Raw genomic sequence first — 25,159 nt, 5'->3', positions numbered from 1 at the left:
GCGTCGTATAGTGTTTTTGCAACAAAGGGAAAACTGGTAAACTGCTTTGCTGAATTAGTGGTGTCAAATAACGAATAGGGTAAGTAAAAATGCAAGTCTACTTGGTGGGAGGTGCGGTAAGAGATGAACTCCTAGACCGAAACGTAACAGAGAGAGATTGGGTCGTTGTGGGCACGACGGCACAAACCATGCTTAACCTCGGTTACAGTCAAGTGGGCAAGGATTTTCCGGTATTTCTTCACCCCCAAACCAAAGACGAATATGCGCTCGCCCGCACCGAGCGAAAATCGGGGACCGGTTATACGGGTTTTGTATGTGATGCCGACCCTTCAGTGACATTAGAGGATGATTTACTGCGCAGGGATCTCACGATAAACGCCATGGCGAAATCGGCCGATGGCGAGATCATTGACCCGTATGGCGGCTTAACCGACCTAAAAAACAAGTGTTTGCGCCATGTTTCAGATGCCTTTGTAGAAGACCCTTTACGCGTATTAAGAGTCGCGCGATTTGCAGCCCGTTACGCTTATATGGGCTTTGAAATAGCGCCAGACACCGTGGCACTGATGCAACGTATTGCCCACAGTGGCGAGTTGGAAAATCTCAGTGCTCAGCGCGTTTGGCAAGAAACCCGGCGTGCACTGGCCGAATCGTCGCCGAGTGTTTACTTTACGGTGTTACAACAATCCGATGCCATGGGGCATTGGTTTAAGCCACTTAATAACGATGCAGCATTCTCACGCGTACTCCATCGGTTAGATAACCACTGCCCCACGTTGCCCGACGCGGCGTCGCGACTGGCCTATCTCGCTCAGGGCTTATCGGCAGAAGCGGCAGAGAGTATGTGCAAGACACTGACGGTGCCTAATCAGGTTGCCCACTTGGTGACTCTCGTTTGCCGATATCGAGACCTATTGTCGCTTTCGGTAAACTTGAGTGCAGACAGCCTGCTAACGCTTTTCAACGGTATCGATGTTTGGAGAAAACCGGCGTTTTTACCCGAATTGCTCAAGGTATTCGACGCCATTTGGCAAGATGAAGTTGACGAAATGGTTGCACAGCAACGCCAACAGACTATACTGCGCGCCGCAGATGCCGCCGCGAAGGTTGATGTGCAAGAAATCATTGCGAACGGCTTCAAAGGCCCGCAAATTCGAGAGCAATTGTTGACTATTCGACACCAGCGTCTTGAGCAGGTCATTGCAAATCCGTAGGTGTATCAGCGCGCAACTGCTACAATCCTCATTAGCTAACAAATAACAGAATTGACTATGAATTTTTCAGACTTAGAACTCGACGACGACTTGTGTCGTGGCCTTGCAGAAATGGGTTTCAGCGGCCCAACTAGCATCCAGAGCGAAGTAATTCCCGTTGCGATGGAAGGCCGTGACATCATGGCGAGTGCCCCCACGGGTACGGGTAAAACCGCGGCGTTTCTTTTGCCTGCATGTCAATTTTTGATGGACTTTCCTCGTCAGCAGCCGGGTGCAACGCGAATTCTTATTCTCACGCCTACGCGGGAGCTCGCACTGCAAGTGTTTGAGCAAGCTCAAGCTATCACTCAGTTTACCAATTTGGTATGTGGTGTAATTACCGGCGGTATCAACTACGGTACAGACAAAGAAACCCTGAGCAAAAACTTGGATATTCTCATCGCGACACCTGGGCGCTTACTCGAACACATCGAGCAAGAAGCTGCGGATTGTCGTGATATTGAATGTCTTATCCTTGACGAAGCCGACCGTATGTTGGATATGGGTTTCTCAAGTATCGTAAATCAGATTGCCGCTGAAGCGCGCTGGCGCAAACAAAACATGTTGTTCTCTGCCACCTTAAACAGTGCAGGTGTAAGACAGTTTGCCCGAGACATACTCACCAATCCAGAAGAGGTCTCTGCCACACCGTCTCGCAAGGAAAAAAACAAGATCCACCAGTGGTATCACCTCGCGGACAACTATGAACACAAACTGGCGTTACTGACACATATTTTGAAAAACGACATCACCAGTGCGGTGGTATTTGTGAAAACCCGTGAGCGTTTGCAAGTACTTAAAGACCAACTGGCTTCTGCGTCTATTCCCGTTTGTTGGCTACAAGGCGAAATGCCTCAAGACAAGCGTATTGCGGCGCTAGAACGTTTTAAATCTGGTGATGTGCCAATCCTATTGGCCACTGACGTTGCGGCGAGAGGCATCGACGTCCCCAACGTGAGTCATGTCATCAATTTCGACATGCCAAGAAAAGCTGACGTGCATTTACACCGTATAGGCCGTACTGGCCGAGCGGGAGCAAAAGGCACGGCAATAAGCCTCATCGAAGCCCACGATATTGAGATGGTTGGCAAGGTAGCGCGATACATGGGCGAGCCCCTGAAGCCTCGAGTTATAGATGGTTTACGGCCGAAACACAAAGCCCCTAAAGTGCCTGCGAAGAAAACCAAAACCAAAGGCAAAAAGAAAGCGGCCAAAAAGGCAAAGAAAAAGTAATTGTACGACGCGACAGGAACGAGCACCCCATGAACAAAGAAATAGTCTTGGCCACTGGCAATAAAGGTAAGGTCGCTGAACTCTCATCCATGCTATCGCCACTAGGCGTTTCAATCCGTCCACAGTCCGACTTCAATGTGCCTAGCGTGCCCGAAACAGGCACAACATTTGTTGAGAATGCGATTATCAAAGCGAGGCATGCTGCAAAGGTTACTGGGTTACCAGCGATTGCCGATGACTCGGGTTTAGCCGTTACCGCACTCGGCGGTGCACCGGGTATCTATTCAGCGCGGTATGCTGGCCCCAATGCGACAGATGCCGACAATATCGATAAATTACTTGAGGCGATGGAGTCTATTCCTGAACCTCAGCGCCATGCTCGATTTCTCTGTGTATTGGTTTACATGCGTCATGCCGATGACCCCACGCCATTGATTTGCCAAGGCGAATGGCACGGTAGTATTGCCGTGGAAAAGCACGGTGATGGCGGCTTTGGATACGACCCCGTGTTTTATGTGCCTGCCCTCGATATTTGCGCGGCGCAAATGAGTAAACAAGACAAAAATGCGGTCAGTCACAGAGGCCATGCTTTGCAACTATTACTCCAGCAAATGGAAGCGCACCTTGATTAATCCGCCTTTGGCTTTGTACATTCACATCCCTTGGTGTGTACAAAAATGTCCTTACTGTGATTTCAACTCACACGGACTAAAAAGCGAGTTACCCGAAGCGGCATATGTTGCTCATTTGCTTGATGATTTGGCGGCGGAAGTTGCCCATATTGGCGATAGAGAAATCACCAGCATCTTTATTGGTGGCGGCACCCCAAGTTTGTTCAGTGCTCAGAGTATTGCCACATTGATTAATGGCGTGAAAGACCGAGCCAATCTCAGCCGCAACGCAGAAATTACCTTAGAAGCCAACCCGGGCACTGTAGAATCTGGCCGGTTTGCAGGGTACGTCGAAGCGGGCATTAACCGTATCTCGATAGGTATTCAGAGTTTCGAGCCCAAACATTTAAAAGTACTGGGCCGAATTCACGACAGTGAACAAGCAAACCGCGCTATCGTTCAAGCTCACGAAGCGGGGTTAAACAGTTTCAACATCGATTTAATGCATGGTTTACCAGAGCAGTCTGTAGACAATGCATTAGCCGATTTAAAAACCGCAATCGCGCAAAATCCCAAGCACTTATCATGGTATCAACTGACAATAGAGCCTAACACGCCGTTTTATTCCAAGCCTCCTACCCTGCCAGACGACGACATTTTGTGGGAGATTCAAGAGCAAGGACACGACATCCTCACGGCTGCAGGCTATCAACAGTATGAAATTTCCGGCTACAGTAAAACCGGATTTCAGTGCCAACACAACCTCAATTACTGGCGTTTTGGTGATTACTTGGGAATTGGTTGTGGTGCTCACGGCAAAGTTACTCATGCTGAAATGGGTCGCATTGAGCGTAGAGTCAAAGTCAAGCACCCACGGGGATACATGGATTTCACTCGAGACTACACAGATACCGTTTCAGAAGTCGAAAAAGATGATATACCCTTTGAGTTTTTCATGAATCGGTTGCGATTGGTGGAACCCTGCCCTATCGAGGATTACGAAGCTTACACGGGCCAAATTCTCAATCAAGATGTACTCAACGCAATCGAGAAGTCGGTAGATCAAGGCTTATTAACCCAAAGCCATCAATTTTGGCAAGTGACCCATAAAGGCCGCCGCTACCTCAATTCACTGCTCTCTCAGTTCGTTTAGCTCGCCGAAAACGCAACGTTTTCTCACAACAGTAAGTCGGAGTGCGACTTTTGGTGAGTTTGCACTGAATCAAAGATCCGGTATGATTCCGCCCCAAATTATTATTCATGGACGAACAATGAAACCCATTTTTCTATGCCTATCCGTTTTTGTTTTGTTGCTGACCTTAGCGACAAAATCGAGCCTAGCCCAGGACGCGGTTATTCCCCTAGAAGTCTTTGGCGAACTTCCCAATACTAGCATGATGACCGTGTCACCCAGTGGCCAGCGTTTAGGTTATCGTGTCACCCGAGATGGCAAAGACATGTTTGTCATTTACGATCGAGAAAAGAAATCGCTGGTTGGTGGCCTAAGTATTAGTGAGATTCGTCCAGACTACGCCTATTTTACAAGTGATGACTACGTCATCCTTGTCGCCTCTGACAATAAAAAACTATGGGGTTTTAAGGGGCGTCATGATGTTAGTGCCGCTTTTTCTTACAGCATAGCAGACAACAAAGTCCGTCAGTTATTGATAGCGGGTGAAGGCATTTATGAGGGACAAACCGCACTAGGGCGAGTCGTAGGCCGCTCGAACGATGGTAACTTTTTGTATATGCCAGCTTGGTACGATACCGGTAGTTTTGCCCTCATGAAAAAACGGCTGGACGCCAAGCGTATTCCACGTAAAATTGGCCGCGGCGCAGCAGATGCCACCGACTACTTTGTATTTAACGACCAACCCATCGCCAGAGAACGTTTCAACAACGAAGACGATTTGCATCGTATTGACGCGCGAGTGGACGATGAATGGGTTACCGTTTTCGAGGAGAAAACAAACATACCTAAACGCAATTTCGTCGGCGTAACGCAAACGGGTAAAGAGTTAGTTTTTCTTGCTTATAACAATGATCGAGTCGGTTACTACACGATGTCTTTGCAAGACGGCAGCGTGACTGGCCCCTTGTTCGCCCAGCCAGACAAAAGTGTCGAATATGTCATTAAAGACATCAATCGCATCGTTTATGGCGTCAGATATAGCGGGTTCAGGCCCAGTTACGATTTTTTCGATAAGTCTGTCGCTACTGTCATCTCTGGCATAATTGAACAGTTACCGGATTATTCCGTTACTATCGAAGATTTCTCGTCCGACTGGAAACACATTCTGTTGTCTCTTGATGGTATAGACAGCCCCAAGGATTACTACCTCTACACTGACGGTGGGCTAAAATTTATCACCTCGAGTCGCAGTAATATGCCGACCGACCGAATCGCTCAAGTACTGAATATTGAAATCAAAGCAAGAGATGGCTTGAAGATTCCAACGCTTCTTACCGTTCCCCTTGTAGAAGAAGTCAAAAATCTCCCTGCGATTATGCTGCCACATGGTGGGCCTGAATCTTATGACAAGATTCGCTTTGATTGGTTGGCGCAGTATTTTGCTAGCCGCGGCTATTTGGTTATTCAACCGCAGTTTCGTGGTTCAGATGGTTTTGGCTGGGAGTTCAAATCTAAAGGCCGTGGTGAATGGGGCCGCAAAATGCAAGATGACCTGACTGATGCCCTCAAAACCTTGGTGAAATCCGGTTATGTCGACGAAAATAAGGTCTGTATCGTTGGCGCAAGTTACGGTGGATATGCTGCTCTCGCTGGCGCGACTTTTACACCGGATTTATACCAGTGCGCCGTCTCAATCAATGGTGTCGCGGATGTCGAAAGAATGATGAAAGACGAAAAACGCGAGAGAAGTGCTAGACACTGGGTTTATGAATACTGGCAAAAAGTGATTGCGGATGGCACGTTTGACAACAATCACTTAGCGGCGATTTCACCAATCACTCATGTAGATAAAGTGCAGGTGCCAATTCTTTTGATTCATGGGGAACGGGATGAAGTCGTACCGGAGCACCAATCAGAATACATGTATGACGCACTAAAAGACGCGGATAAAGACGCCGAGTTTATTACTCTAGACGAGGGTGACCATTACATGAGTTCGGGTAAAAACCGATTACAAGCGCTCAAAGCCATTGATGCCTTCATCACAAAACACCTAAAGTAACAATGAAAAAGGGCTGGTATCACACCAGCCCTTCTCGTATCTGTTGCCTGATTAATCCCTTACCATCGCTTGGTAAATGATACCAGCATGGATAGTAACACCACCTTGTGGCCGCCAACCATCAGCGATAAAGACACTCACGTTTTCCTCTAACGCTTCTACGGTTTCACCATAGATAATTTTATAGCCCATAACCCTTCCTTAGCTGTGGAAACAACACCCATTAATCGACGGTAATAATATTGTACGGCTCCAGTTCAGGAACCGACTTACGCAGCGCTTCTTCCGTTTTGTTTAACTTCTCAAGCTTGCGGCAAAACCACTCTGCCTTTTTGCGCAGCGTATTGGCACGTGGCGCCACGTCTCGTTCGAGCTGCTCGCCCATGGCCTCAAGTTGCCTGGTAATCTCAGCAACTTTGTCGTCGTTATCACCGCGATTCGTATCAACGCCGCCTACAGCAGATAAAATGCCACCGACCGACGTTGTGATCGCTTCTTCTAACTGTGCTTCGATTTCGCTGTCGACAAACTCATCGACGCTTTCTAGCGACCCCGGACCAATGAAGTAATGGCCAGATGCGTAACGATACTTTTCTTTCACTCGCATTTTTACGCGTTTCATTGCACCGTGCAGCTTTTTGTAGCTATCGTGATCGCTACCTACCAAACCCAAATAAACGTGTTCGATCGTCTCAGCCGCCAAGTCTACGCCTTCTGTTGCAATCACAATCATCTTGGGAACAACGTAGTGCAAACCGCTGGCGTACTCGATTAACATTTTCTGTTCTTTGGCATCAAGCTCGACGAGCTTTCCGCTGACAAAGAGTTGGTTTTTGTGATTGATTTGCACCAAGGTTCGGGATTCGTTCATTACCCGAAGCTGCTTCTTGTTGACGACAATGCCGTATGCCAAATCGACATCGCAAGTGAATTCACCATAGGCTTTTGGCGCTGCCAAAAACAACGTCGAGCACAAGGCAAAAAATGTAGGAATTGCTAATCTCATCTTCATACTGGTTATTCTGAATGACAACCTTGTCCTTCGCACCTGTGATGGGATTAATTGGCTAAAAATCAGGGTGAATATGCGGATAACTACCGCATTACCAGTGAATCGCATTTAGTCACGCCCTACACACAGGTAAAATCTCATTCTCGCTGATGATAATGATTAGCATCAGCACCTCAATGTTATTATTCAACCTGTTGTCGAGCGTCTTGTAAATACCTCTTTCGATTAAGGCGCTACCCTTCAGTGTACGTTCTGACCAATCGCACAAAAACGAACCTGTCTTTGTCTTTAATAGAGTGGCTGCTGTTGAAAAATGCCACGACCCAAGCGCGCTCAGGATCAGTTGTAGATGGCGTCGACGTCCAAAAATCGTCAGACGGCGTTTCTGGGAACGCAGTTGTATTAATGGCAGGCCTTACACATTGACGCTCAGTGAGCGTTGCCAGTTCCTTAATATTGGGGACGCGCCAGCCACGTGCATCTGCGTCATTAACTTGTTGAGCAGCGACCAAGGCTTCTTGCCATGAATAACGATTGGGCTCGCCCGAGCAAGTGCCGCCACTGAAGGTCTGGCCCAGAGCACAGCGCTGCCATACCAGATTACTCGTGCTATCTAGCACTTCACCACTGGCAATCTGCACAAAATTCGCTTCCGGTGATGTTTCCGGAGCGCCAGTCAAACAGGTTTGCGCTAACAATGACGAGGAAAATAGGCCAGCCATCACACCCAGTACAATATGCTTTTTCATTTTATCTCCCCGCTCTCACTAATCGAATGCGCGCCGCTGACGACTTGTTTAAGAAATTGTCTACGCCAGAGGCAAAATCGATGGCCCATGCATTTTGAGCTGCATCACCTTGTACGCCATCAGCACCCGGCTGCAAGGTCCAATACCACAATGGCGCATTGAGCAAATCGCCCGTTTCTGGAAAATATTCAATATCGATTCTAGCCGTTGATGTGACACCAAAATGGACAAGAGAAAGCAGCTCTTCATGAGTGGGTAAGCGCCAATCGAAAAAGCCACATAGTCCTTGCGTGTTCACCTCATTGATGAAGGCTTCGGTATTGCAGCTGGTCAATGCGCACGTGGTATCAACACCATTGAGGTTGCCTTCAAAACCACCATTATTTTCAGACAAATACCATGAGAAAAGCGCATTGCCATCGTGTAAATGTCCATCGTTGGTTTTCACTTCCCACACGAGGCCTGTCACATTGTCTCTTACGCATGAGCCCGTTACAGACGCATCGTCAACTTCATCGCCGTTGCTGTTTAGGAAGGTAAAGTCAAAACCAGCGTCGCCACGCCCTGCTTTTTCTAACTCGCCCTGGGCGTCAATCCTGTCTTGCCCCAACTGACCATCCTGTCCGGGATACGCGTTTTGTTGCGACGATTCGATGCTGTTTTCGGTACCTTGCACTAACACACCGGTATCGTTGAGCAATGGAATCGGCTTAGCAAACACTTGCACTGAGATGCTGTCTTGAACTGTATTGTTATTGGCATCGGTTGCTTGCAGCGTGAACGTGACAGTGGTATCGGTATCCACAGAAGGCGCAACAGCAAATGTTGCAACGCTATCTGCATCGTCTATCACCACACTATTCAGCCCACTGCTAGACCATTCTAGGGTCAGAGGGTTTGCCGATGCGACGGTCGATGACGCCGCGCCTTCAAGCACAATTATCTCACCGCCAAACACACCTTGGTTTGTACCGGCATTCACTGTTGGCAAAGTCTCAGAAGTGCTCAAGATGGTAAGGCTCGCTTCAGACGATGCCGTTGCGCCTTCGCCATCTGTTACCGTTAACGATAGCGTTAAGGTGTTTCTTTGCTCGCCTGAGGGCGTTGTAATCGTCAGTGTCGGCTGGTCAGTTGTTGCCCCAATCAATACATCCGCTCCGGCAACTTGTTGCCATTGCCAAGCAGTGATGGGTTGGTTGCTATCCTGGGCGTCGGCGTCAGAACTACTCGAGCCATCGAGGGTGATTTCTGCGCCAGCAGGAAAGGTATTGGCGTCGAGATCTGGCCAACTAGGTACAGTGATCACCGCCACTGGTAATGCATTGTCTGCAACGACCGTGATATCAACGCTGTCTGAAGCGCTATTGCCATTACCATCATTCGCGGTCAGTGTTAGGGTATACACAGTATCACTTGTCACTGCGGGGGCGGTAAACGATGCTGTCGATACCGAGGTGTCTTCATGGGTAATCGTTAACACGGGAGTGGACGACCAACGGTATGTAAGCGCCTCGGCGCTATTGGTTTGCCCGCTTACAGTGACTGAAGTTTGTTCTGTGACCGTTCTATCAGCCCCTGCATTTACCAAAAGGTTAGCACTTGAGCCGTCATCACCACCTGAGCCACCGCCACAACCGACGAGTGTGGAAACAACCAAGATCACGCTCATCATCAACCACTTGCGAACGTAACAACTATGCTTTGTGAGGGTCACTGCATTCATAAACACCCAATTTGCGAAACGAAAATGTTATAGATACTAAATAGCTAAGCAAGCAGCTTGCCACACTGAATGCATGGTAAAGAGGAATCGTGATATATAGGAGGTAGGTGCGCCTTTGACTTGCGGTGCACCACAATCGCTTGTTGAAAGACCACTGTTACTGAGCGCGTTTAGCGTAGCGTTCTTGTTCTTCACTGCGCAGAACTTGAAGCGCTTCTAGTTGCTTTTTACCCAATGCAATGTCTGTCACGTCATAAATCATCATGCTGATGTTATCCACCGTGCCAGTGGCCGAAACCAGTGGCGAAAGCGTGATGTTTTGGTACATGTATTGTTCGCTGCCCGTTATCGGACGATAGTTTGGAAACTGCAATAAGTAGGGGCGCTGTTCCCAGGTCATAAACGCTCGCGTTTTCAATTCAAAAACAGGGTGAGCCTTTTGCTCAAACCACTTGCGTTCAATACTCGGGAACAGATCGAAAATAGATTTGTCGCGCACATCACTGGGCAACAAACCACTGTGACTTTCCATGAAACCATTCCACACTTTAACGGTAAAATCACGGCTCAACACGACAATGCCAACATCAACAGTTTGAAGCATGTCCATCATCCAATGGAATTCTTGTAACTCTTGCAAACTATCGTCTGTCATTATTCGTCCTCCAATAGATGAGCCAACTTCTTGTTCATGGTATCCATGGAATCTTCGGTAAACAGCAAAATCAGGTCACAATGCACATTGTAACCTTCAAGGCCATAACTCAATTCAATCGCCAATGTGCGTCGCCATTTTATCTTGTTCATTTCAATGATTTCATTGATATTGCGGTGTTGTCCCAAGACAATCGGGTGCCCTTGGCTGAACTTCAGATCCATTTGATTCGCCAAGCCACTCAGGCACGTACCAATCAAAATGCTCGCCGCGTCCATCAATACTTCAAGTTGAATTTGGTCGTCGACTTCACCTTTAATATCGAGGATTTTAGCCACGTCCTGAAAACTAGAGTCACTCAATATACACAAGGCCTCACCACGCACACCGGGCCCCAGAAAACCTTGGCAGACAGCGGTAACTCTCTCGTGGGTTTCAATGTCTGACAGCATCATGTGCAGTTCAGACACTTCAATCAAATTGACATTCGGAATGGGCAGTTCCACGAAGACATTGAGGATTCGCGCTAAGTGATCGCCCGCTTGCCCCATCGCAATGTTTGTAATTTCTTGATAGCAATCTCTCACATCCGGATCGAGGGCTTCTAGCTCTTCTTTAATCTCTTCTTCCTCGGCCATCACATTGTGCTTCACCAAGGTTTGATGCAAGGTCTCGGGATTTACCGGTTTGCGGATGAAATCCAGTGCGCCGAGCTTGGTCACTCTCTCATGTGCAGCCGGTTGAATGTCGCCAGAGATGACAATGACTTTCGTGTTGAGGCCCTGCTGCTGAATGGCTTCCAGCGTTTGATAGCCATCCATGACAGGCATATTGAGGTCGAGTAGCAGTAATTGCCCCTTCCCTTCTTTGAGCAACGCTACCGCTTCTTCACCGTGTTTCGCGAAATGCACTGATACAGGCCAATCTTGTGGCAAACATTTTGCCACTTGCTTACGGGCGACGAGAGAGTCGTCACAGACTAAGACTGAAAACATGAAAGGTAATTACCGTCCGTTTATAAATCGCACTTGTCACTAACCTTTGAAGCCCATCCCTGACAACGGCTAAATACAAGCAACAAAAAGTGTTATGTCTAAGAGATAGCATCTCTGTGTTAAATGTCCACTAATACTGCCCGGAAAACACAGAATTGCATTTTAAATGCACAATATTTTCCTCACCCAAAGGTTATCGGCAGAATAATCGCAGTCATGATACCGTTAATGCATAAACCGACTGTTGCCATGGCCGCTGTCGTTTCATTCATTTGAATGGCTTTCGCGGTACCAACGGCATGAGCGACGGTGCCCAATGCCAAACCTTGTGCCTCGGCATCACTGACATTCAACAACCGAAATACGATGTCACACGCGACCGCCCCGACTATGCCTGTTGTTATCACAAATACGGCGACAAGCGCGGGCACACCTTCAATTTGCGCTACCGTTTCCATCGCAAAAGGTGTTGTTATCGACTTGGCAAGCATGGTCATGGTTAAACTCGTTGGTGGGTCAAAGGCGGCAATAGACAACCACGCGAGCAACGGGGCGACAACACCCCCTACCCCCACGGCAACAAGCAAACGCCAGCCCTGTTGCTTGACGTGTTGCCAGTTGTTGTACAAGGGCAAAGCTAGCGCGACTGTTGCTGGGCCTAATAGCCAATGCAGCGCCCTCGCGTCGAGTTGATATTGCTCAACACCATTTCCGGTGGCCACAATGACTAGCCCTACGCCAGCGGTAGTCAATATGAGTGGATGCAATAGCGGTGTACCACCTGCCCGTTGATAGAGTAGTAATGCGAGCTGGTAAATCACTAACGTCCCCGCTATCCATATAAAAGTACCAAGGGACATAAATGAGGTCACTGCCCAAACCGCGTCTTGCATTACTAACTGTATTGCCTCCATTGGGTTCATGACGCTTTCCTCTTGCGCAATACCAGGCTATTCACCTTAGCGACAATGGCCAGGCTCAATAAAGTGGAGCCAACTATTGCCAATAGTAGTGGCAACCAATTGTCACGGATTAATGGCCAATAGAGAATTACGCCTAAGGTTGCAGGTACAAATAACACAGACATGTGTTTAAGCAGGGGTTGGGCACTTTTGGCCAACGCGGTAGGCGGCCTTTGACGAAGCAGAAGTAAGCTCAAAAGAAGAACGAGCCCAACCAATACGCCGGGAATAGGAAGAGAAAATACCAGTGTTAATACGTTGCCGACGAAATAACATACCAACAACAGTAACCAACCGACTAAATAGGATTTCATAGCTAGAGGTCATTGTTAAAAAACAACATGTTACCTAAGCCTATGGTTAGCTACCAGTTTTGTAAGACTAAAAGTGTAGTACCACCGTTTCACGCCGAACGAGAATAGCCTCGCCAATAAGCGGCGTAATATCGACGACTAATTTTGAGGCGCGTGCCATCATCCACCACGGCAAAATGCCGAACGCCGCCTTCATCCTCACAATGAGTAATACGGTCCATGTTCACCACGACACTGCGGTTAACACGATTAAACTGGCCGAATTCTAAGCGTTTGAGTAAGTCAGTTAAGGTTGACCTAACCACCAGCGTCTCATCATTGGTATTGACGCACATGTAATCGCCTGCAGCCTCAATCCATTTGATTTCACTTTGCCGAAGGTAACACCACTCTTTGCCAGTATGAAGGCTAATCGCATCGTGCTCTGGCGATTCTTGCTGAGCGGATATTTTCGCTTCAAGTGTGCTTTCACATACACCAAGTTGCTCGGTTAATCCCGCTTTTAGACGTTTTGCCTGTGCGCGTTCCATCTCAATTTGGGTTTCTTGGTATAAGCGGCGCATACATCTTGAAAGCTGTTCAGCCTCGAGGGGTATAGTGAGAAAGCCATTCGCGTTTAACTGAAATGCATGAAGGGCTTCTTGATTCGACGTGCCTGTCACCACAAATTTGGTTTGCGCTAAGGTCTGGTCAGCGAGTTGATTTACCCAATAATAATCCAACAACAATACCGCGTTTGGATAAATAGACACTGCCGCATACAAATCGGTTTTATCTCGGCACTTGTAGACGTAACGACACGCCTCAGTTTGCAATAGGGTTTGCTCTATTTCTGATTCCAACCATTGAGAGCGGTGGAGCACAAGCGCAACCAAATCGGGGCTATCCTGAGTGTCATTTTGGCTTGGCTCGCCACCAACTATCGAACGGGTAGAAAAAGCGGCTGCCTTTTTGCCAGGCAGCCTAAAGCCCAGGAGGGATTCTTGCCTTTTCATCATGTTGATCATTCTCTTAACGCTTAGCAGTTAATGTGCTTTCGCTCACGCCTGTGCGGCGCGCAATATACTGCCCCACGACTTGTGAATTGTGCTTGGCTGCAAACGTCATCATGTCGTCGCCGTTGCATACTAAGCCTTTTTCTAGGTCGCGATAGCTAACGTGAATGTTGCGAACGGCTTTGCGCAATGCACCGCGGTCGTCATCGCGAATCGCCTCACAAATTTTCACCAGTTTGCGCTCCAGAATGGGGTCAAACTTTTGCTCGGCTTGAGACGATACAGAAAACAATGTAGCGGCTGCTACGGCGGTAACAACGAGTGTTTTGCTTACTGATTTAACTAAATTCATTTTTACTGTCCTCAATGTTCTTCAATGCTGTGGTACCTGCCAAGCTGAACATCATCATCAAGCCCGCTGGTTGACTTTAAGTTAGCTTCACTGGGCAAGAATTAAAGCGCATCTCGGTAAATGGCATTGATTTGAGATGTTGCGATAAAAGCGCTATAAATGCCGACAAGCGAACGGATAATGTCGCCATTTATCGCGAGGTGAATACACTTTGTAACATTCACCAAATCGGCGGTTAGAAAGGTACCTGCCTTTTAAACATAAAATACGCCTCAGATTCGACTTTTGAGGCGCGTAAGCAGGTGGCGACAGGGACAGACAAAGATGCATACCTACGAAAAGTACGAACACATTCACGACCAAGTACAACCGGGCGATATTTTTGCATTCGGTGGAACCAGCCCCTTTTCAAAATGGACCAAGTTGACCACGCAATCTGCGGTAACTCATGTCGCTATGGTGCTGCACGTAGATGTTCATCGCACGGGATCAGCGGGCCCATTCCATTTGCTGATTGAAGCCACGCACTATAAAGAACGAAAAGGCGTGATGACGAATTCCGCAATAGAACGTATTACTTCATACGACGGTGATGTCTGGTGGTTGCCACTGCACAGTGACGCAAGGCAACAACTCGAAGAGAACCGACAGCGTTTTATTAAGTTCATGTTCGATCAAAAAGGTAAGAAATACGACATCGCTCAGTTGTTTGGTGCTGCGGTCGACTTTTCAGACGATTGGCCGTGGTTGGGCGGTTTGTCGTACAACGAACAGTGTGAAAAACGGTGGTTTTGTTCAGAACTTATCGCACAAGGCCTGGAAGTCGCTGGCGTCGTAGGTAAAGTAAACGCCGCAGAAGTGACTCCACGTGATATATGCCAGTTTTCTATCTTTGATAAACGTTATGTGCAGGTTAAGGGAGATGAAACCCCAATCGATGGATTTAATTCGCTGAATCCTGACAACTGGGGCTTTATTAAATAGTTTGCTACCAAGGGGACAACAATTAAAAAATGCTGTCTTGGTGAATTTTGATGAACATAGCTGTACCGATTTTGCTGTAATCGATTTTATATTCTTTACCATTTAAGGTTTGAATAAACAGCAAGGTCTTCTCATCACTGAAGACTTCACTTGAGGTTACGTCGACAAGCTCAAGCTCCATCATTTTCGCCTCACGTTTGTTCTCGGGGATTTTCCCTTCGTAACTTTTTATGCCTTTATACGTAACTAGGATCGGCGGGTTTTCGTCACCATTAACGACGAGCAGATCGTACTTACGCACTTTATGAATTATGGTATTTCGGCCGCTTACCAAAAACGGTTTTTCCGTCATCTTCTCTCCACACATACTCAAAAGATGGTCAATCGTTCAGAAGATAGCAGAGAAATCCACGAGTTGCACGCAGATATAACGGCTATTTGCTGGTTTCTTGGCCTGTTGAATTTGTGATCAACACTTTGTTAGTCGACGACTTTTCGAACGCTTCACCCGTTAAACTTTGCAAAAAGGCGACAAGCGCCTGCTTTTCTTCTTCCGTGATGTTAAACCCTGGTACAAATGGGCTTTTTCGCGGATGGTTTGCTGCCTGTGCCCGCCCGCCAGCGGCGTAAAAATCAATGACATCTGCCAAAGTATTGATACTGCCATCGTGCATGTATGGCGCAGTTAGCGCAATATTGCGTAGCGTAGGTGCTCTGAAATGCCCCTTGTCTTCTTGTTTTAACGTGAACTCATACAGGCCTAAATCACCAGCGTCATCATCCACTAATCCTGTGTGGTGAAACGGGGTGAGCGTGATTTGCTGGTTTTCGTGTTTACTCGATTGGGTAAAGTTAAGTCCGCCGTGACAATGAAAGCACTCCATGCGCTCAGAAAAGAACAGGTTGAGACCGTCGATAGCCTGCTCTGATAAGGCATTGTCTTCACCCTGATACGCATAGCGGTCGAACGGAGAGTCGAAGGACACAAGGCTTCGCACATAGGAAGATAGCGCCTTTACAACTCGGTCCCAGGTAGGTGTAGCATCACCAAATGCCGCTTTGAATTGTGCGCGATAGGCTTTGGTATTCAATCGATTTGATAATTCAATGTCATCGAGCCTCGCGCCCATTTCAATTGGTGCTTCTCCAAACAATGGGATCAGCAATTGTTGCTCTATACTCGTCAACCCGCTGTGTGCCCATGTAAAGCTAGTATTATAGGCTACATTCACGAGCGCCATACTATGACGTTTAGTCAGCTCTCCTGTAGAACCTACAGAAAACGACCTAGGATCGCTGAATGCGCGAGACGGATCATGACACGAGGCACATGATTGCGTGCCATTGCCGCTGAGCTGCGCATCGAAAAAGAGTGTTTCGCCTAGAGCCACGCCCTCAACCGTCATGGGATTATCAGCAGGTACGATCGGCTCTGGGATCCCCTTGGGCAGCGCCCACTGATAAGGTGTTGGCGCCTTAGAACACGCTCCCAGCATACAGATTGCCAAACCGGCGACTAATAGATGTCGTAAAGGCATTAATAAGCCCAAGTGCCAGTTGCCATATTTGCCGTTAACTTATTACAACTCGGTAGTGTTGGGGCTTGAAAATCACACCCTGGTTCAGCGTCAATATCAATCCCTTCAATAAGTGCTGTTAAGTCTAATACGATACCTTCGTTTTGGAGCTGCGCTTTTTCCACTTTGACTTGATAATGATTCGGATAGGTACAGGCTTCGGTTGGGCTTCGCACCTCCGATGCAGATGTACACCCTACACTGCCCAGGTGAATCCACCACTGTTTGTCAGAATCAGCACGATGCATGTCAATGCGAATAAACTTGTGCCCAACCTGCCAAGACCACAACATCGAAGCGTCGTTCAGTGGTGAAGCCAAGGTGAGGGGGTTTGCATGATTTTGTTCAAAAGGAACAGCAACCGTGGCACTAAACCCAGTAATATCTGCCGCGGATTCTTGCGTGTTCAGAATCAAGTTTGCATTACCAGCACCGTCGCAGCCACCGTTAAAACGCACAAGCGCAGTTTGTTCAGTTTGCCATGCAGACGCGACAAACTCAGTACTTTGCCACTGCCCTGCGATTTTAATCTTGGGTTCTGACAGATAAAAACTGGCAGCGTCGAAAGTCCAAAGGTTGTCTTGCTCTAGTAGTATTGGACAATTGTCCTGCAGCGCGCCTTTTAGGCTAACTGGGATGGTGTAGCCCTTATTTTCTGTCGCTTCCTGAGCATATTGCGAGCAGCTCTGTACGCTAAATAGTACAAAAAACAACACACCGAAACGCTTAAATTTTGTGTTTGATGTCGTCATCACACCTTCCTTCTGATATTTTGTCCGTCTTTGCATGAACATTTGTCGTCAATTTTTATAGACAAAACAATGACAGAAACCCAATCCATGGGAGGATAACAATGAGAAAGCTTGGTGTACAACTCTTGCTGACTATTGGGGCTCTTACTAGCGCCAATGTATTTGCACATAGTGAACACGACAAAGCGAGATTTGTCGCAACGGATGGCGTGGATTCGGGCAAATGTGAAAACCGTTTTCGCCCGTGTAAAACCCTAGCGTATGCAGCAAGGCAGGCGAACAAAGGCGACAAAGTCTTGCTAGCCGAGGGCCAATATGCATTGGCCAACGAAGAAGACTTGTTTTACTTGATTGGCGATTTAGTGCCAGTTAAAGGCGGATATTCTCGCGTAGACCACTACCAAGAGCAGAACCCCAACAAACACAGAACCTTAGTCTTGGGTGTACCCAAAGAATACGTCGACTCGGTTGCGAAAAGTGGCTTCGACGTCATTCGCGATGGCAAAGCGGGCCAACTGTCTGAAGTCGTCGCCAAGCGACTCGAAGACGTAGCCGCCATCAATCAAGCCCAACCGGCGACAGAATGCGTTGACGGTATGGCGGATAGCTTCTCGTGCAGCGGTGTTTCGTTACTCAGCCACGTTCCTCTTTCTCAACTACCGGGTAACCCAAATGCGGCAAACGATATTTGGGGCCACATCGACCTTAATACGCAAAAAGAGTACGCCATTATTGGTATGAACAACGGCGTTGCCGTGATCGATGTTAGCGACCCTGAAAATCCAGCGAATGTAGGCTCAGTCTCAGGCCAAAATACAACTTGGCGAGATATCAAGGTTTACCAATACTTTGACAGCGTTTTTGGCACGTGGCGGGCGTATGCCTATGTCACTGCTGACAGTGCATCAGACAGACTCACCGTTATCGACTTAAATGACTTGGAAAACGGCATCAGTATTTTGGGCCGTCAAACCGATGATGTTCGCGCGCACAACATCTACATTTCAAATGTTGACTACGGTCTCAATATTGACGCGCACCCCACAATAGACGCACAGATCCACATCATGGGCTCCAACAATTTTGGCGGTGCGATTCGCAGCTATTCACTCGCAAACCCAAGCACGCCACAACCAAGCTATGTGCCTCGCAATTTAGCCGGAGCAGATTACAGCCATGACGCCTCGTCAGTTATGATCGACGACGCCCGCGTGGCCAGTGATTGCGCTTTCGAAAATCAGGGCACCTGTACGGTTATGTTGGACTTCAATGAAGGCACGTTGCGTTTGTGGGATCACACAATGCCAACGGAAGTGACTGAGCTATCAGAAACGTCTTATGCTAACGCTGAGTACACTCACAGCGGTTGGTGGAGCGAAGATAAACAGTACGTCATACTGCACGATGAATTGGATGAATCTCGCCTTGGGTTGAATACTCGGGTGTTGGTGTTTGATATTTCTGACCTAACCGCGCCAGAGCTTGTTGCCACATGGAATGGGCCAACCAAAGCGATTGACCACAATGGTTTTGCTCGTGGCGACCGCTACTATATGTCTAACTACACCCGTGGTTTGACGATCCTCGATATTAGTGACCCAACCAACCCAACAGAAGCCGGATTCTTTGATACTTACCCGTTCTCTGATACCGCAGGGTTCAACGGTGCATGGGGCGTTTACCCTTTCCTACCCAGCGGCAATATTCTAGTTAGCGACATCCAAGGTGGACTGTTCGTTTTACAAGACAACACTAAGACTGCAGAAGCCAACACCGTTGGTATTGTCTCTGCTGACCAGACGCTAGACGAAGGGCAGCAGGCAACCTTTGAATTCTCTCGCACGGGTACCGATGCGTTTACTGTGGACTATCAGATTGTGTACGGCAACACGTCCCAAAATGATAGCGGCGCACAAAGCGGCACCTTGAGCTGGGCGCAAAACGAAACGGCAAACAAAACCGTTACGTTTACGATTACTGATGACGGCGTAGAAGAGCCAACAGAGCAGCTGTTTGTAACCTTGGTAAACCCCAACGGAGCATCATTACAAAATGGCCAAACCTTTGCTTCAGTCACTATACCTGGCAACTTGATCAACGCAGGCACTGTGGGCTTTACAACCACAGACGTGACGGTAAAAGAAACCGACGGCACGGTAATGTTAGAAGCCATTCGCTCAGGCGGCAGACAATCAGCGCTGACAATCAATTACCAGTTGGTTTCTGATACTGCAGAAGCTGGTGTTGACGTTACCGCGGCTAGTGGCCAGATCACGTGGGCTGACGGTGAAGGAGGTACGAAAGCGATTGAACTAGCGATAACAGATGACAGTGAAACAGAATCACTTGAGAGCCTATCTGTGATGCTATCTGCAGATGACGCCAATCTGATTGGTGAGCAAAGTACGCTAGCTATTTCAATTCGCGACGACGAGTCGAATGAAGCACCTGTAGCTAATGCGGGTAACGATACTGAGGTTAATACTCGCGCGAGTGTGACCCTAACGGGCAGCGCATCCGATCCTGAATCTCAACCTATTTCGACAAGTTGGGAACAAACCGAAGGGCCTACGGTTGTGCTGAGTGACGCTAGTGGTTTAACCCCGTCTTTTACAGCCCCCGATGAGGCCGCTACGCTGACATTTACGTTGACCGCTACCGACGATTTCGGTGTGGATACCTCTGACAGTGTCACTGTGACAGTAATAGCAGATCCTGCACCTGCGCCAACACCAACACCGGCTCCCACTCCAACACCAGAGCCAACACCACCTGCAACAAGTGGTTCTGGCGGTGGTGGTAGTACAACCCCACTTGGATTGTTGTTGATGGCTGCCATGGTAGGTGTTCGCCGATTCAACAAAAAACTGAAATAGGCGAAGAAATCGCCAATCAGTTCAAACAGATGTACTTAGAGGGGTGACAATAGCAGTAAAACTGCTTATACTTCGCCCCGCTTTGTCGCATCAAGCTATGCAGCAAGGTACTTCAAAATGGCCCGATAGCTCAGTTGGTTAGAGCATCCGACTCATAATCGGCAGGTCCCCTGTTCAAGTCAGGGTCGGGCCACCATTTTCCTCTTTTTATATGTTCAAATGTTGTCGAAAGCAAAGTTTCGCCACTTCGGACAAACTATCATTTATTCAAAACATACATTGGCCAAAAAAGCTCCCGAGGATTGGCAACCTCTAATATGAAACTTTTGATATTGAATTTCGCTCGAATCTAACAGGCAGCAAAACGTATACGGAAGTCCTTAAGTAGCGCAAATGAAAGGCGTAAACAGACTAGAAACGGTCGTTCAAGCTTTTGTTCTACTACTTCCGGTTTGTGCCATTAAGAGACCTTCATCTGAGTTTTGAATTTGCTAACTAGAAACATGAACAGCCCCAAAACAAAAATTGTATGGGGCTAAATGGACGTGTTATGACGCTAACTCTCTTATTTTTTCTTTAGAAAAGAGCTTGTATAAGCTTGGAACTACAAACAACGTAAGTAACGTTGCTGTAATTAAGCCACCGACAATTACGCTAGCAAGTGGTCTTTGAATTTCAGAGCCGACTCCATTTGACATTAACATCGGTATTAGACCTAACGCTGAAGTAATAGCAGTCATCAGAACCGGACGTAGTCTTGATGTAGCACCATCAAATATTGCCTCAGCGGTTGCAATCCCACCTTTGACTCGTTGATTAATGCTTTCTACCATTACTACACCATTAAGCACAGCCACGCCAAATAAGGTAATAAAGCCAACAGAGCTTGGAACTGATAGATATTGACCTGAAAGGTATAGCGAAAATACACCGCCAATAACAGCTAATGGAACATTAAGTAAGATCAGCACAGCTTGTCCTACTGAACCAAATGCAAAATAAAGGAGCAAAGCTATCAAAGCCAATGACAACGGTACGACAATAGAAAGACGCTGTTGCGCTCGTTGCTGACTTTCGAATTGCCCACCAATTGATACCGAATAACCTGCTGGCAATTGTACCTTAGAGGCTATCTCTGCTCGAATATCTTTAACCACACTGCCCATATCTCGGCCTTGGACGTTGGCTTGAATCACCACTCTACGCTGTACGTCATCTCGCCTAACCTGTGGAGGACCAGATTCAAAAGATACAGAAGCTACATCGCCAATGCGTACCCAAGCCCCAGTAGGAGATTGCAATCTAATATCGGCTATTGCTTCACTATTGGCTCTAAACTCCTCATCTAGGCGCACATATATATCATAGCGTTCGTTACCATTGATAATTTGTCCAGCCTCAACGCCACCGATCCCGTCTTGAACCACTTCCATGACATCACCAACAGATAACCCATATCGAGAAAGCTCAAGCCTATTAGGAGCAATAACAAGTTGTGCTTCACCTGCAATCTGCTCAAGTGCAACGTCCTTTGCACCATCAATTGACTTAATCGCAGTTTCAATTTCTCGCCCTTTATTGGCTAGCACCTGTAAGTCAGCGCCAAATAATTTAATAGCAAGTTGTGCTTTAACTCCTGATAACAATTCATCTACACGAGTAGCTATAGGCTGAGAGAAATTTAATAACAGCCCCGGAAATTCTTCCAATGAGCGTTCCATTTTATCTTGCAACTCATAACGATTTGAGGCGCTTGTCCATTCTGAAACAGGCTTAAGACCGATGTAGATTTCAATGTTGTTCACTGGCTCTGGATCGCCGCCAATTTCTGCTCGACCAATTCGGCTTAATGCGTAAGTCACTTCAGGAAATGCCATTAGCTTTTCTTCTAATATAGGGGCAACAGATAGCGCTGTTTCCAAACTAGAGGAAGGGGCTAGTGTCACTCTTAGGTTGATCGTTCCTTCTTCTAATTCTGGCACGAACTCTGTTCCAATTTGTGGAATGATTGCTGCTGCCGAAGCGACTAGAGCTATTGACACAAAAACAACAAGCTTGGTTTGCTTTAATGCGATTCTCAACAACTTTCGATATAAAATGTCGATAGGTTTTAAAATTAAACTATCCCTTTCTTTCACCCCGCTCTTAAAAATAAAAGTGGCGAGTGCTGGAACAATAAACAAAGCAACTACAATAGCTGATACCACAGCTAACATAATGCTGATAGCCATTGGCTGAAATAGCTTTGCTTCAACACCTTCGAAACTAAACAGTGGCGTAAAAACAACGAGAATAATTGAAGCTGCAAAAAAAATAGGGCGAGCAACTTCTTTACCTGCCAATTTTAACTTTTGTTTAGCTTCAATACTTGCATCAGCGCTGTCGCCTTCTAGTTGTCTGTTTAGGTGTTTAAACATGTTTTCAACCATAACAACTGAACCATCGACTAACATGCCAATAGCCACTGCGATACCGCCGAGCGACATCAAGTTGGCTGAAATACCTAACCAAGCCATCACCATTAATGCAATACCAATGGAAATTGGGATTGATATAAGCACTAGAAATGTTGCTCTTAAATTCATTAAAAATAGAGCAAGTACAATAGTGATAAAAATAAAAGCCAAAGTAAGAGCTTCAACAACGGTTGCTACGGCTTTTTCAATTAAGTCAGCTTGATCATAAAAAGGCTCAAATCGTACACCTTTTGGTAGTGCCTGATTGATAAGCTTTGTTCTAGCATTTATACCATCTATCGTCGCTTTGGTATTCGCCCCCATGCGTTTTAATACAATGCCAGAGACCACTTCACCTAAATTCTCAACAGTGCCATTATCCGTTTTGCGGGTCATAGTGACAGCGCCTTGTCTGATCTCAGCACCAAGCTCTACGTTGGCAACATCAGAAACAGTAACAACTACACCGTTAAGTGTTTTGACAGGCACCTGCTGAATATTTTCAATACCTTTTTCGCCACTTTCGAACCAACCAGTACCACGAATAACAAGCTGTTCTTGGCCGCGATTCATGTACCAGCCACCGACATTGGCGTTGTTATTTTCAAGCGAGGATACCACGTCCTCTTGGGTTAACTCGTAGGACAATAATTTAGAAGGATCGACATTAACTTGATATTGGCGAACGTTACCACCGAATGACAGTACATCCGTTACGCCGTCTACAGGCATTATTAATAGCTTGATGATCCAGTCATTCAGACTTCTAAGCGCCATTGAGTCATACTTACTTGCCTCATCTGATATCAGCAAATATTGAAACACCTGTCCCAAGCCGGAAGTGTTTGGCCCCATGTCTGGTGTCCCAACCCCAGCAGGTATCAGTTCCTTTGCAGCCTGTAGGCGCTCAAATACCAATTGTCTTGCAAAATATATATCCGTGCCTTCTTTAAAGACTACAGTGACACCCGACAAACCTGTTTTTGAAATAGAGCGCACTTGTTCTACATCTGGCAATGCGTACATCACAGCTTCAATGGGGTATGTGATAAGTTGCTCAACTTCTTCGGCTGCTAAACCCGGCGCTTCAGTATTAACAGCAACTTGTACGTTTGTAACGTCTGGAAACGCATCTAAATTCAACTTGGGTATGGTGATAACAGCACTTGCGATTAATGCAAATAGTGCGATTAGCACGAGCAATCTGTTGTTAATAGACCAATCAATAATTCGATTAAACATAACTGGCCTCCCTAATGATTGTGCGGGTCAAAGCCGCCCTTAGCTATCTCAGAGGCGACAAAAAAAGCACCACGGGTAACGACTTTTGTTCCAGATTCAATACCGAAAACTTCTCGATATTCGCCAAAGGATAGACCTCTTGTCACTTCTACCGCTTTAAACTCATTAGGATGGTCTTCAATAAACACTATCCAGTCACCATCACTGCTTCTAATCAACGCTTCTTCTGGTACGGCGATGACTTCGCTGTTCGATTCGAACTGAATATAGACTTTCACAAACATACCTGAATGAAGCTTATGTCCAGTATTCACAACCGACAGTCTTACTGTTCGGGTTCGTGTAATTGGATCAATAGTGTGAGCTTCTTGAATGACATTGGCTTGGTATTTAATACCATTCAAATCAATTAAGGCAGAACTACCAACGGCTAGATTTAACTCTTTATTTGGGGGAACATTTGCTTCTACCCAAAGGTCGGTTTCATCGGCGAGTAACATGATGGTTTCACCCGCTTCAATGCGCTGACCTTGCATGAAGTCATCTTGTAGTACAACGCCATCCCGCTCAGCTATAAGCACGTATTGCCCAAACTTAGCGCTATCTTGTTGGGCTATATTGTCAATCGCCTGCTTTGTTAAACCGAAAGCTACTAATTTGCCATAGACACCTTTATAGATGTTTTCTGCTTCAACAAGCGTACGTTCACTTATGTTATTGCTTCCTAGCGTTTTCGCTCGCTTCCAATTAGAAGAGGCAATTAAAAAGTCAGCTTGAGTTTGAGCCATTGTTTCGCTGAATAAAGTAACCAGCTTTTGTCCAGATTTTACGTGGTCTCCTAAACTCGCATGGCGATTAATTACCACAGAATCTGTGCGAGGCGAAACAAGATAGCTCTTATAGCCGTTTGCTTTCACTTCTCCAGGAGCATAAACCGTGTTCAAGTATTTCTTTGAAAAAACAGCATCTACTTCAATGCCTGCTACTTTAATTTTTTCCGTACTTAAAGAAACCCCTTCTTCATGGTCCTCTTCTTTAGCTAGACTCTCGGTTTTATGCTCTTCAACCTCTGCATGGTCATGTTCATGCGAATGTTCATCGAGTTGTGTGTTATTTTGACTTTCATTAGCCTGTGCTGTGTTTATTGAAAACAGAGCAAGAATGACTACTAACGCTACGCCAGTAGTTCGAAAAATATTGTTCATAATGACTCTTAACTTTTAT

22 protein-coding genes and 1 tRNA gene are annotated in these 25,159 nt (G+C 46.8%); 8 read left to right on the top strand and 15 right to left on the bottom strand.

Features of this window, described 5'->3' with window-relative positions; all coding sequences use genetic code 11:
- The first annotated feature begins 89 nt into the window (after window positions 1-89).
- From AC27G9_RS08435 to AC27G9_RS08415, 5 genes are all read left to right on the top strand, one after another.
- Window positions 90-1,214, top strand: coding sequence for a tRNA nucleotidyltransferase/poly(A) polymerase-related protein (locus tag AC27G9_RS08435; RefSeq protein ID WP_487073026.1), 1,125 nt, complete (start codon window positions 90-92; stop codon window positions 1,212-1,214).
- A gap of 57 nt (window positions 1,215-1,271) precedes the next feature.
- The gene (gene srmB / locus AC27G9_RS08430) at window positions 1,272-2,486 is read left to right on the top strand and encodes an ATP-dependent RNA helicase SrmB (RefSeq protein WP_487073024.1); all 1,215 of its coding nucleotides are present in this window, start codon (window positions 1,272-1,274) and stop codon (window positions 2,484-2,486) included.
- 29 nt (window positions 2,487-2,515) lie between these two features.
- Window positions 2,516-3,118 (top strand): XTP/dITP diphosphatase, encoded by a 603-nt coding sequence (locus tag AC27G9_RS08425; RefSeq protein WP_487073022.1) that lies wholly within the window; start codon window positions 2,516-2,518, stop codon window positions 3,116-3,118.
- Window positions 3,111-4,250, top strand: coding sequence for a radical SAM family heme chaperone HemW (hemW, locus tag AC27G9_RS08420; RefSeq protein WP_487073020.1), 1,140 nt, complete (start codon window positions 3,111-3,113; stop codon window positions 4,248-4,250). The genes AC27G9_RS08425 and hemW overlap by 8 nt, the downstream gene beginning before the upstream one ends.
- A gap of 118 nt (window positions 4,251-4,368) precedes the next feature.
- Window positions 4,369-6,291 carry an alpha/beta hydrolase family protein gene (locus AC27G9_RS08415; RefSeq protein WP_487073018.1) on the top strand — a complete coding sequence of 641 codons (1,923 nt, stop codon included), beginning with the start codon at window positions 4,369-4,371 and terminating at the stop codon, window positions 6,289-6,291.
- Between the two features lie 51 nt (window positions 6,292-6,342).
- On the opposite strand, the gene AC27G9_RS08410 is transcribed toward AC27G9_RS08415, so the two are convergent.
- From AC27G9_RS08410 to AC27G9_RS08365, 10 genes are all read right to left on the bottom strand, one after another.
- Window positions 6,343-6,483 carry a hypothetical protein gene (locus tag AC27G9_RS08410; protein ID WP_487073016.1) on the bottom strand — a complete coding sequence of 47 codons (141 nt, stop codon included), beginning with the start codon at window positions 6,481-6,483 and terminating at the stop codon, window positions 6,343-6,345.
- 31 nt (window positions 6,484-6,514) lie between these two features.
- Entirely contained in the window at window positions 6,515-7,303 is a 789-nt protein-coding gene (locus AC27G9_RS08405; protein WP_487073014.1) for a YggN family protein, read from the bottom strand.
- Between the two features lie 233 nt (window positions 7,304-7,536).
- On the bottom strand, window positions 7,537-8,052 hold the full coding sequence (locus tag AC27G9_RS08400; protein ID WP_487073012.1) for an Lcl C-terminal domain-containing protein: 516 nt from the start codon (window positions 8,050-8,052) through the stop codon (window positions 7,537-7,539).
- A gap of 1 nt (window position 8,053) precedes the next feature.
- Window positions 8,054-9,724, bottom strand: a complete 1,671-nt coding sequence (locus tag AC27G9_RS08395) for an Lcl C-terminal domain-containing protein (protein ID WP_487073010.1) — start codon at window positions 9,722-9,724, stop codon at window positions 8,054-8,056.
- Window positions 9,725-9,932: 208 nt separating this feature from the next.
- On the bottom strand, window positions 9,933-10,430 hold the full coding sequence (locus AC27G9_RS08390; protein ID WP_487073008.1) for a PAS domain-containing protein: 498 nt from the start codon (window positions 10,428-10,430) through the stop codon (window positions 9,933-9,935).
- Window positions 10,430-11,425 carry a response regulator gene (locus AC27G9_RS08385; RefSeq protein WP_487073006.1) on the bottom strand — a complete coding sequence of 332 codons (996 nt, stop codon included), beginning with the start codon at window positions 11,423-11,425 and terminating at the stop codon, window positions 10,430-10,432. Before AC27G9_RS08385 ends, AC27G9_RS08390 begins: the two co-directional genes overlap by 1 nt.
- 182 nt (window positions 11,426-11,607) lie before the next feature.
- Window positions 11,608-12,348, bottom strand: a complete 741-nt coding sequence (locus tag AC27G9_RS08380) for an LrgB family protein (RefSeq protein WP_487073004.1) — start codon at window positions 12,346-12,348, stop codon at window positions 11,608-11,610.
- Window positions 12,345-12,701 (bottom strand): CidA/LrgA family protein, encoded by a 357-nt coding sequence (locus AC27G9_RS08375; protein WP_487073002.1) that lies wholly within the window; start codon window positions 12,699-12,701, stop codon window positions 12,345-12,347. The genes AC27G9_RS08380 and AC27G9_RS08375 overlap by 4 nt, the downstream gene beginning before the upstream one ends.
- Window positions 12,702-12,790: 89 nt before the next feature.
- Window positions 12,791-13,699 carry a LytR/AlgR family response regulator transcription factor gene (locus tag AC27G9_RS08370; protein WP_487073000.1) on the bottom strand — a complete coding sequence of 303 codons (909 nt, stop codon included), beginning with the start codon at window positions 13,697-13,699 and terminating at the stop codon, window positions 12,791-12,793.
- A gap of 13 nt (window positions 13,700-13,712) precedes the next feature.
- Complete coding sequence (locus AC27G9_RS08365) at window positions 13,713-14,048, bottom strand: DUF3718 domain-containing protein (RefSeq protein WP_487072998.1); 336 nt, start codon at window positions 14,046-14,048, stop codon at window positions 13,713-13,715.
- A gap of 324 nt (window positions 14,049-14,372) precedes the next feature.
- On the opposite strand from AC27G9_RS08365, the gene AC27G9_RS08360 reads away from it, so the two are divergent.
- Window positions 14,373-15,032, top strand: a complete 660-nt coding sequence (locus AC27G9_RS08360; RefSeq protein ID WP_487072996.1) for a hypothetical protein — start codon at window positions 14,373-14,375, stop codon at window positions 15,030-15,032.
- Between the two features lie 22 nt (window positions 15,033-15,054).
- Here the strand turns inward: AC27G9_RS08360 and AC27G9_RS08355 are convergent, their stop codons facing one another.
- The 3 genes from AC27G9_RS08355 to AC27G9_RS08345 all read right to left on the bottom strand — a co-directional run bounded on the left by AC27G9_RS08355 (window position 15,055) and on the right by AC27G9_RS08345 (window position 17,361).
- Complete coding sequence (locus AC27G9_RS08355; protein ID WP_487072994.1) at window positions 15,055-15,384, bottom strand: hypothetical protein; 330 nt, start codon at window positions 15,382-15,384, stop codon at window positions 15,055-15,057.
- Window positions 15,385-15,466: 82 nt separating this feature from the next.
- A complete protein-coding gene (locus AC27G9_RS08350; protein ID WP_487072992.1) occupies window positions 15,467-16,570 on the bottom strand; it encodes an MbnH family di-heme enzyme in 1,104 nt (367 codons plus the stop codon).
- Window positions 16,570-17,361 (bottom strand): MbnP family copper-binding protein, encoded by a 792-nt coding sequence (locus tag AC27G9_RS08345; protein ID WP_487072990.1) that lies wholly within the window; start codon window positions 17,359-17,361, stop codon window positions 16,570-16,572. Before AC27G9_RS08345 ends, AC27G9_RS08350 begins: the two co-directional genes overlap by 1 nt.
- Window positions 17,362-17,462: 101 nt before the next feature.
- Here AC27G9_RS08345 and AC27G9_RS08340 point away from each other — a divergent pair, with 101 nt between their 5' ends.
- Window positions 17,463-20,237 (top strand): choice-of-anchor B family protein, encoded by a 2,775-nt coding sequence (locus tag AC27G9_RS08340; RefSeq protein ID WP_487072988.1) that lies wholly within the window; start codon window positions 17,463-17,465, stop codon window positions 20,235-20,237.
- 119 nt (window positions 20,238-20,356) lie between these two features.
- Window positions 20,357-20,433: transfer RNA gene (locus AC27G9_RS08335), tRNA-Ile, on the top strand.
- Window positions 20,434-20,785: 352 nt separating this feature from the next.
- Here the strand turns inward: AC27G9_RS08335 and AC27G9_RS08330 are convergent.
- Both AC27G9_RS08330 and AC27G9_RS08325 read right to left on the bottom strand, forming a co-directional pair.
- Window positions 20,786-23,935: an efflux RND transporter permease subunit gene (locus AC27G9_RS08330; protein WP_487072986.1), complete on the bottom strand. Its 3,150-nt coding sequence runs from the start codon at window positions 23,933-23,935 to the stop codon at window positions 20,786-20,788.
- An 11-nt stretch (window positions 23,936-23,946) separates the two neighbouring features.
- Complete coding sequence (locus AC27G9_RS08325; RefSeq protein ID WP_487072984.1) at window positions 23,947-25,140, bottom strand: efflux RND transporter periplasmic adaptor subunit; 1,194 nt, start codon at window positions 25,138-25,140, stop codon at window positions 23,947-23,949.
- Window positions 25,141-25,159: the final 19 nt, after the last annotated feature.

It is taken from the genome of Alteromonas sp. 5NS40-0096 (genome assembly GCF_057544385.1).
This window is presented reverse-complemented; position numbering and strand designations above follow the sequence as displayed.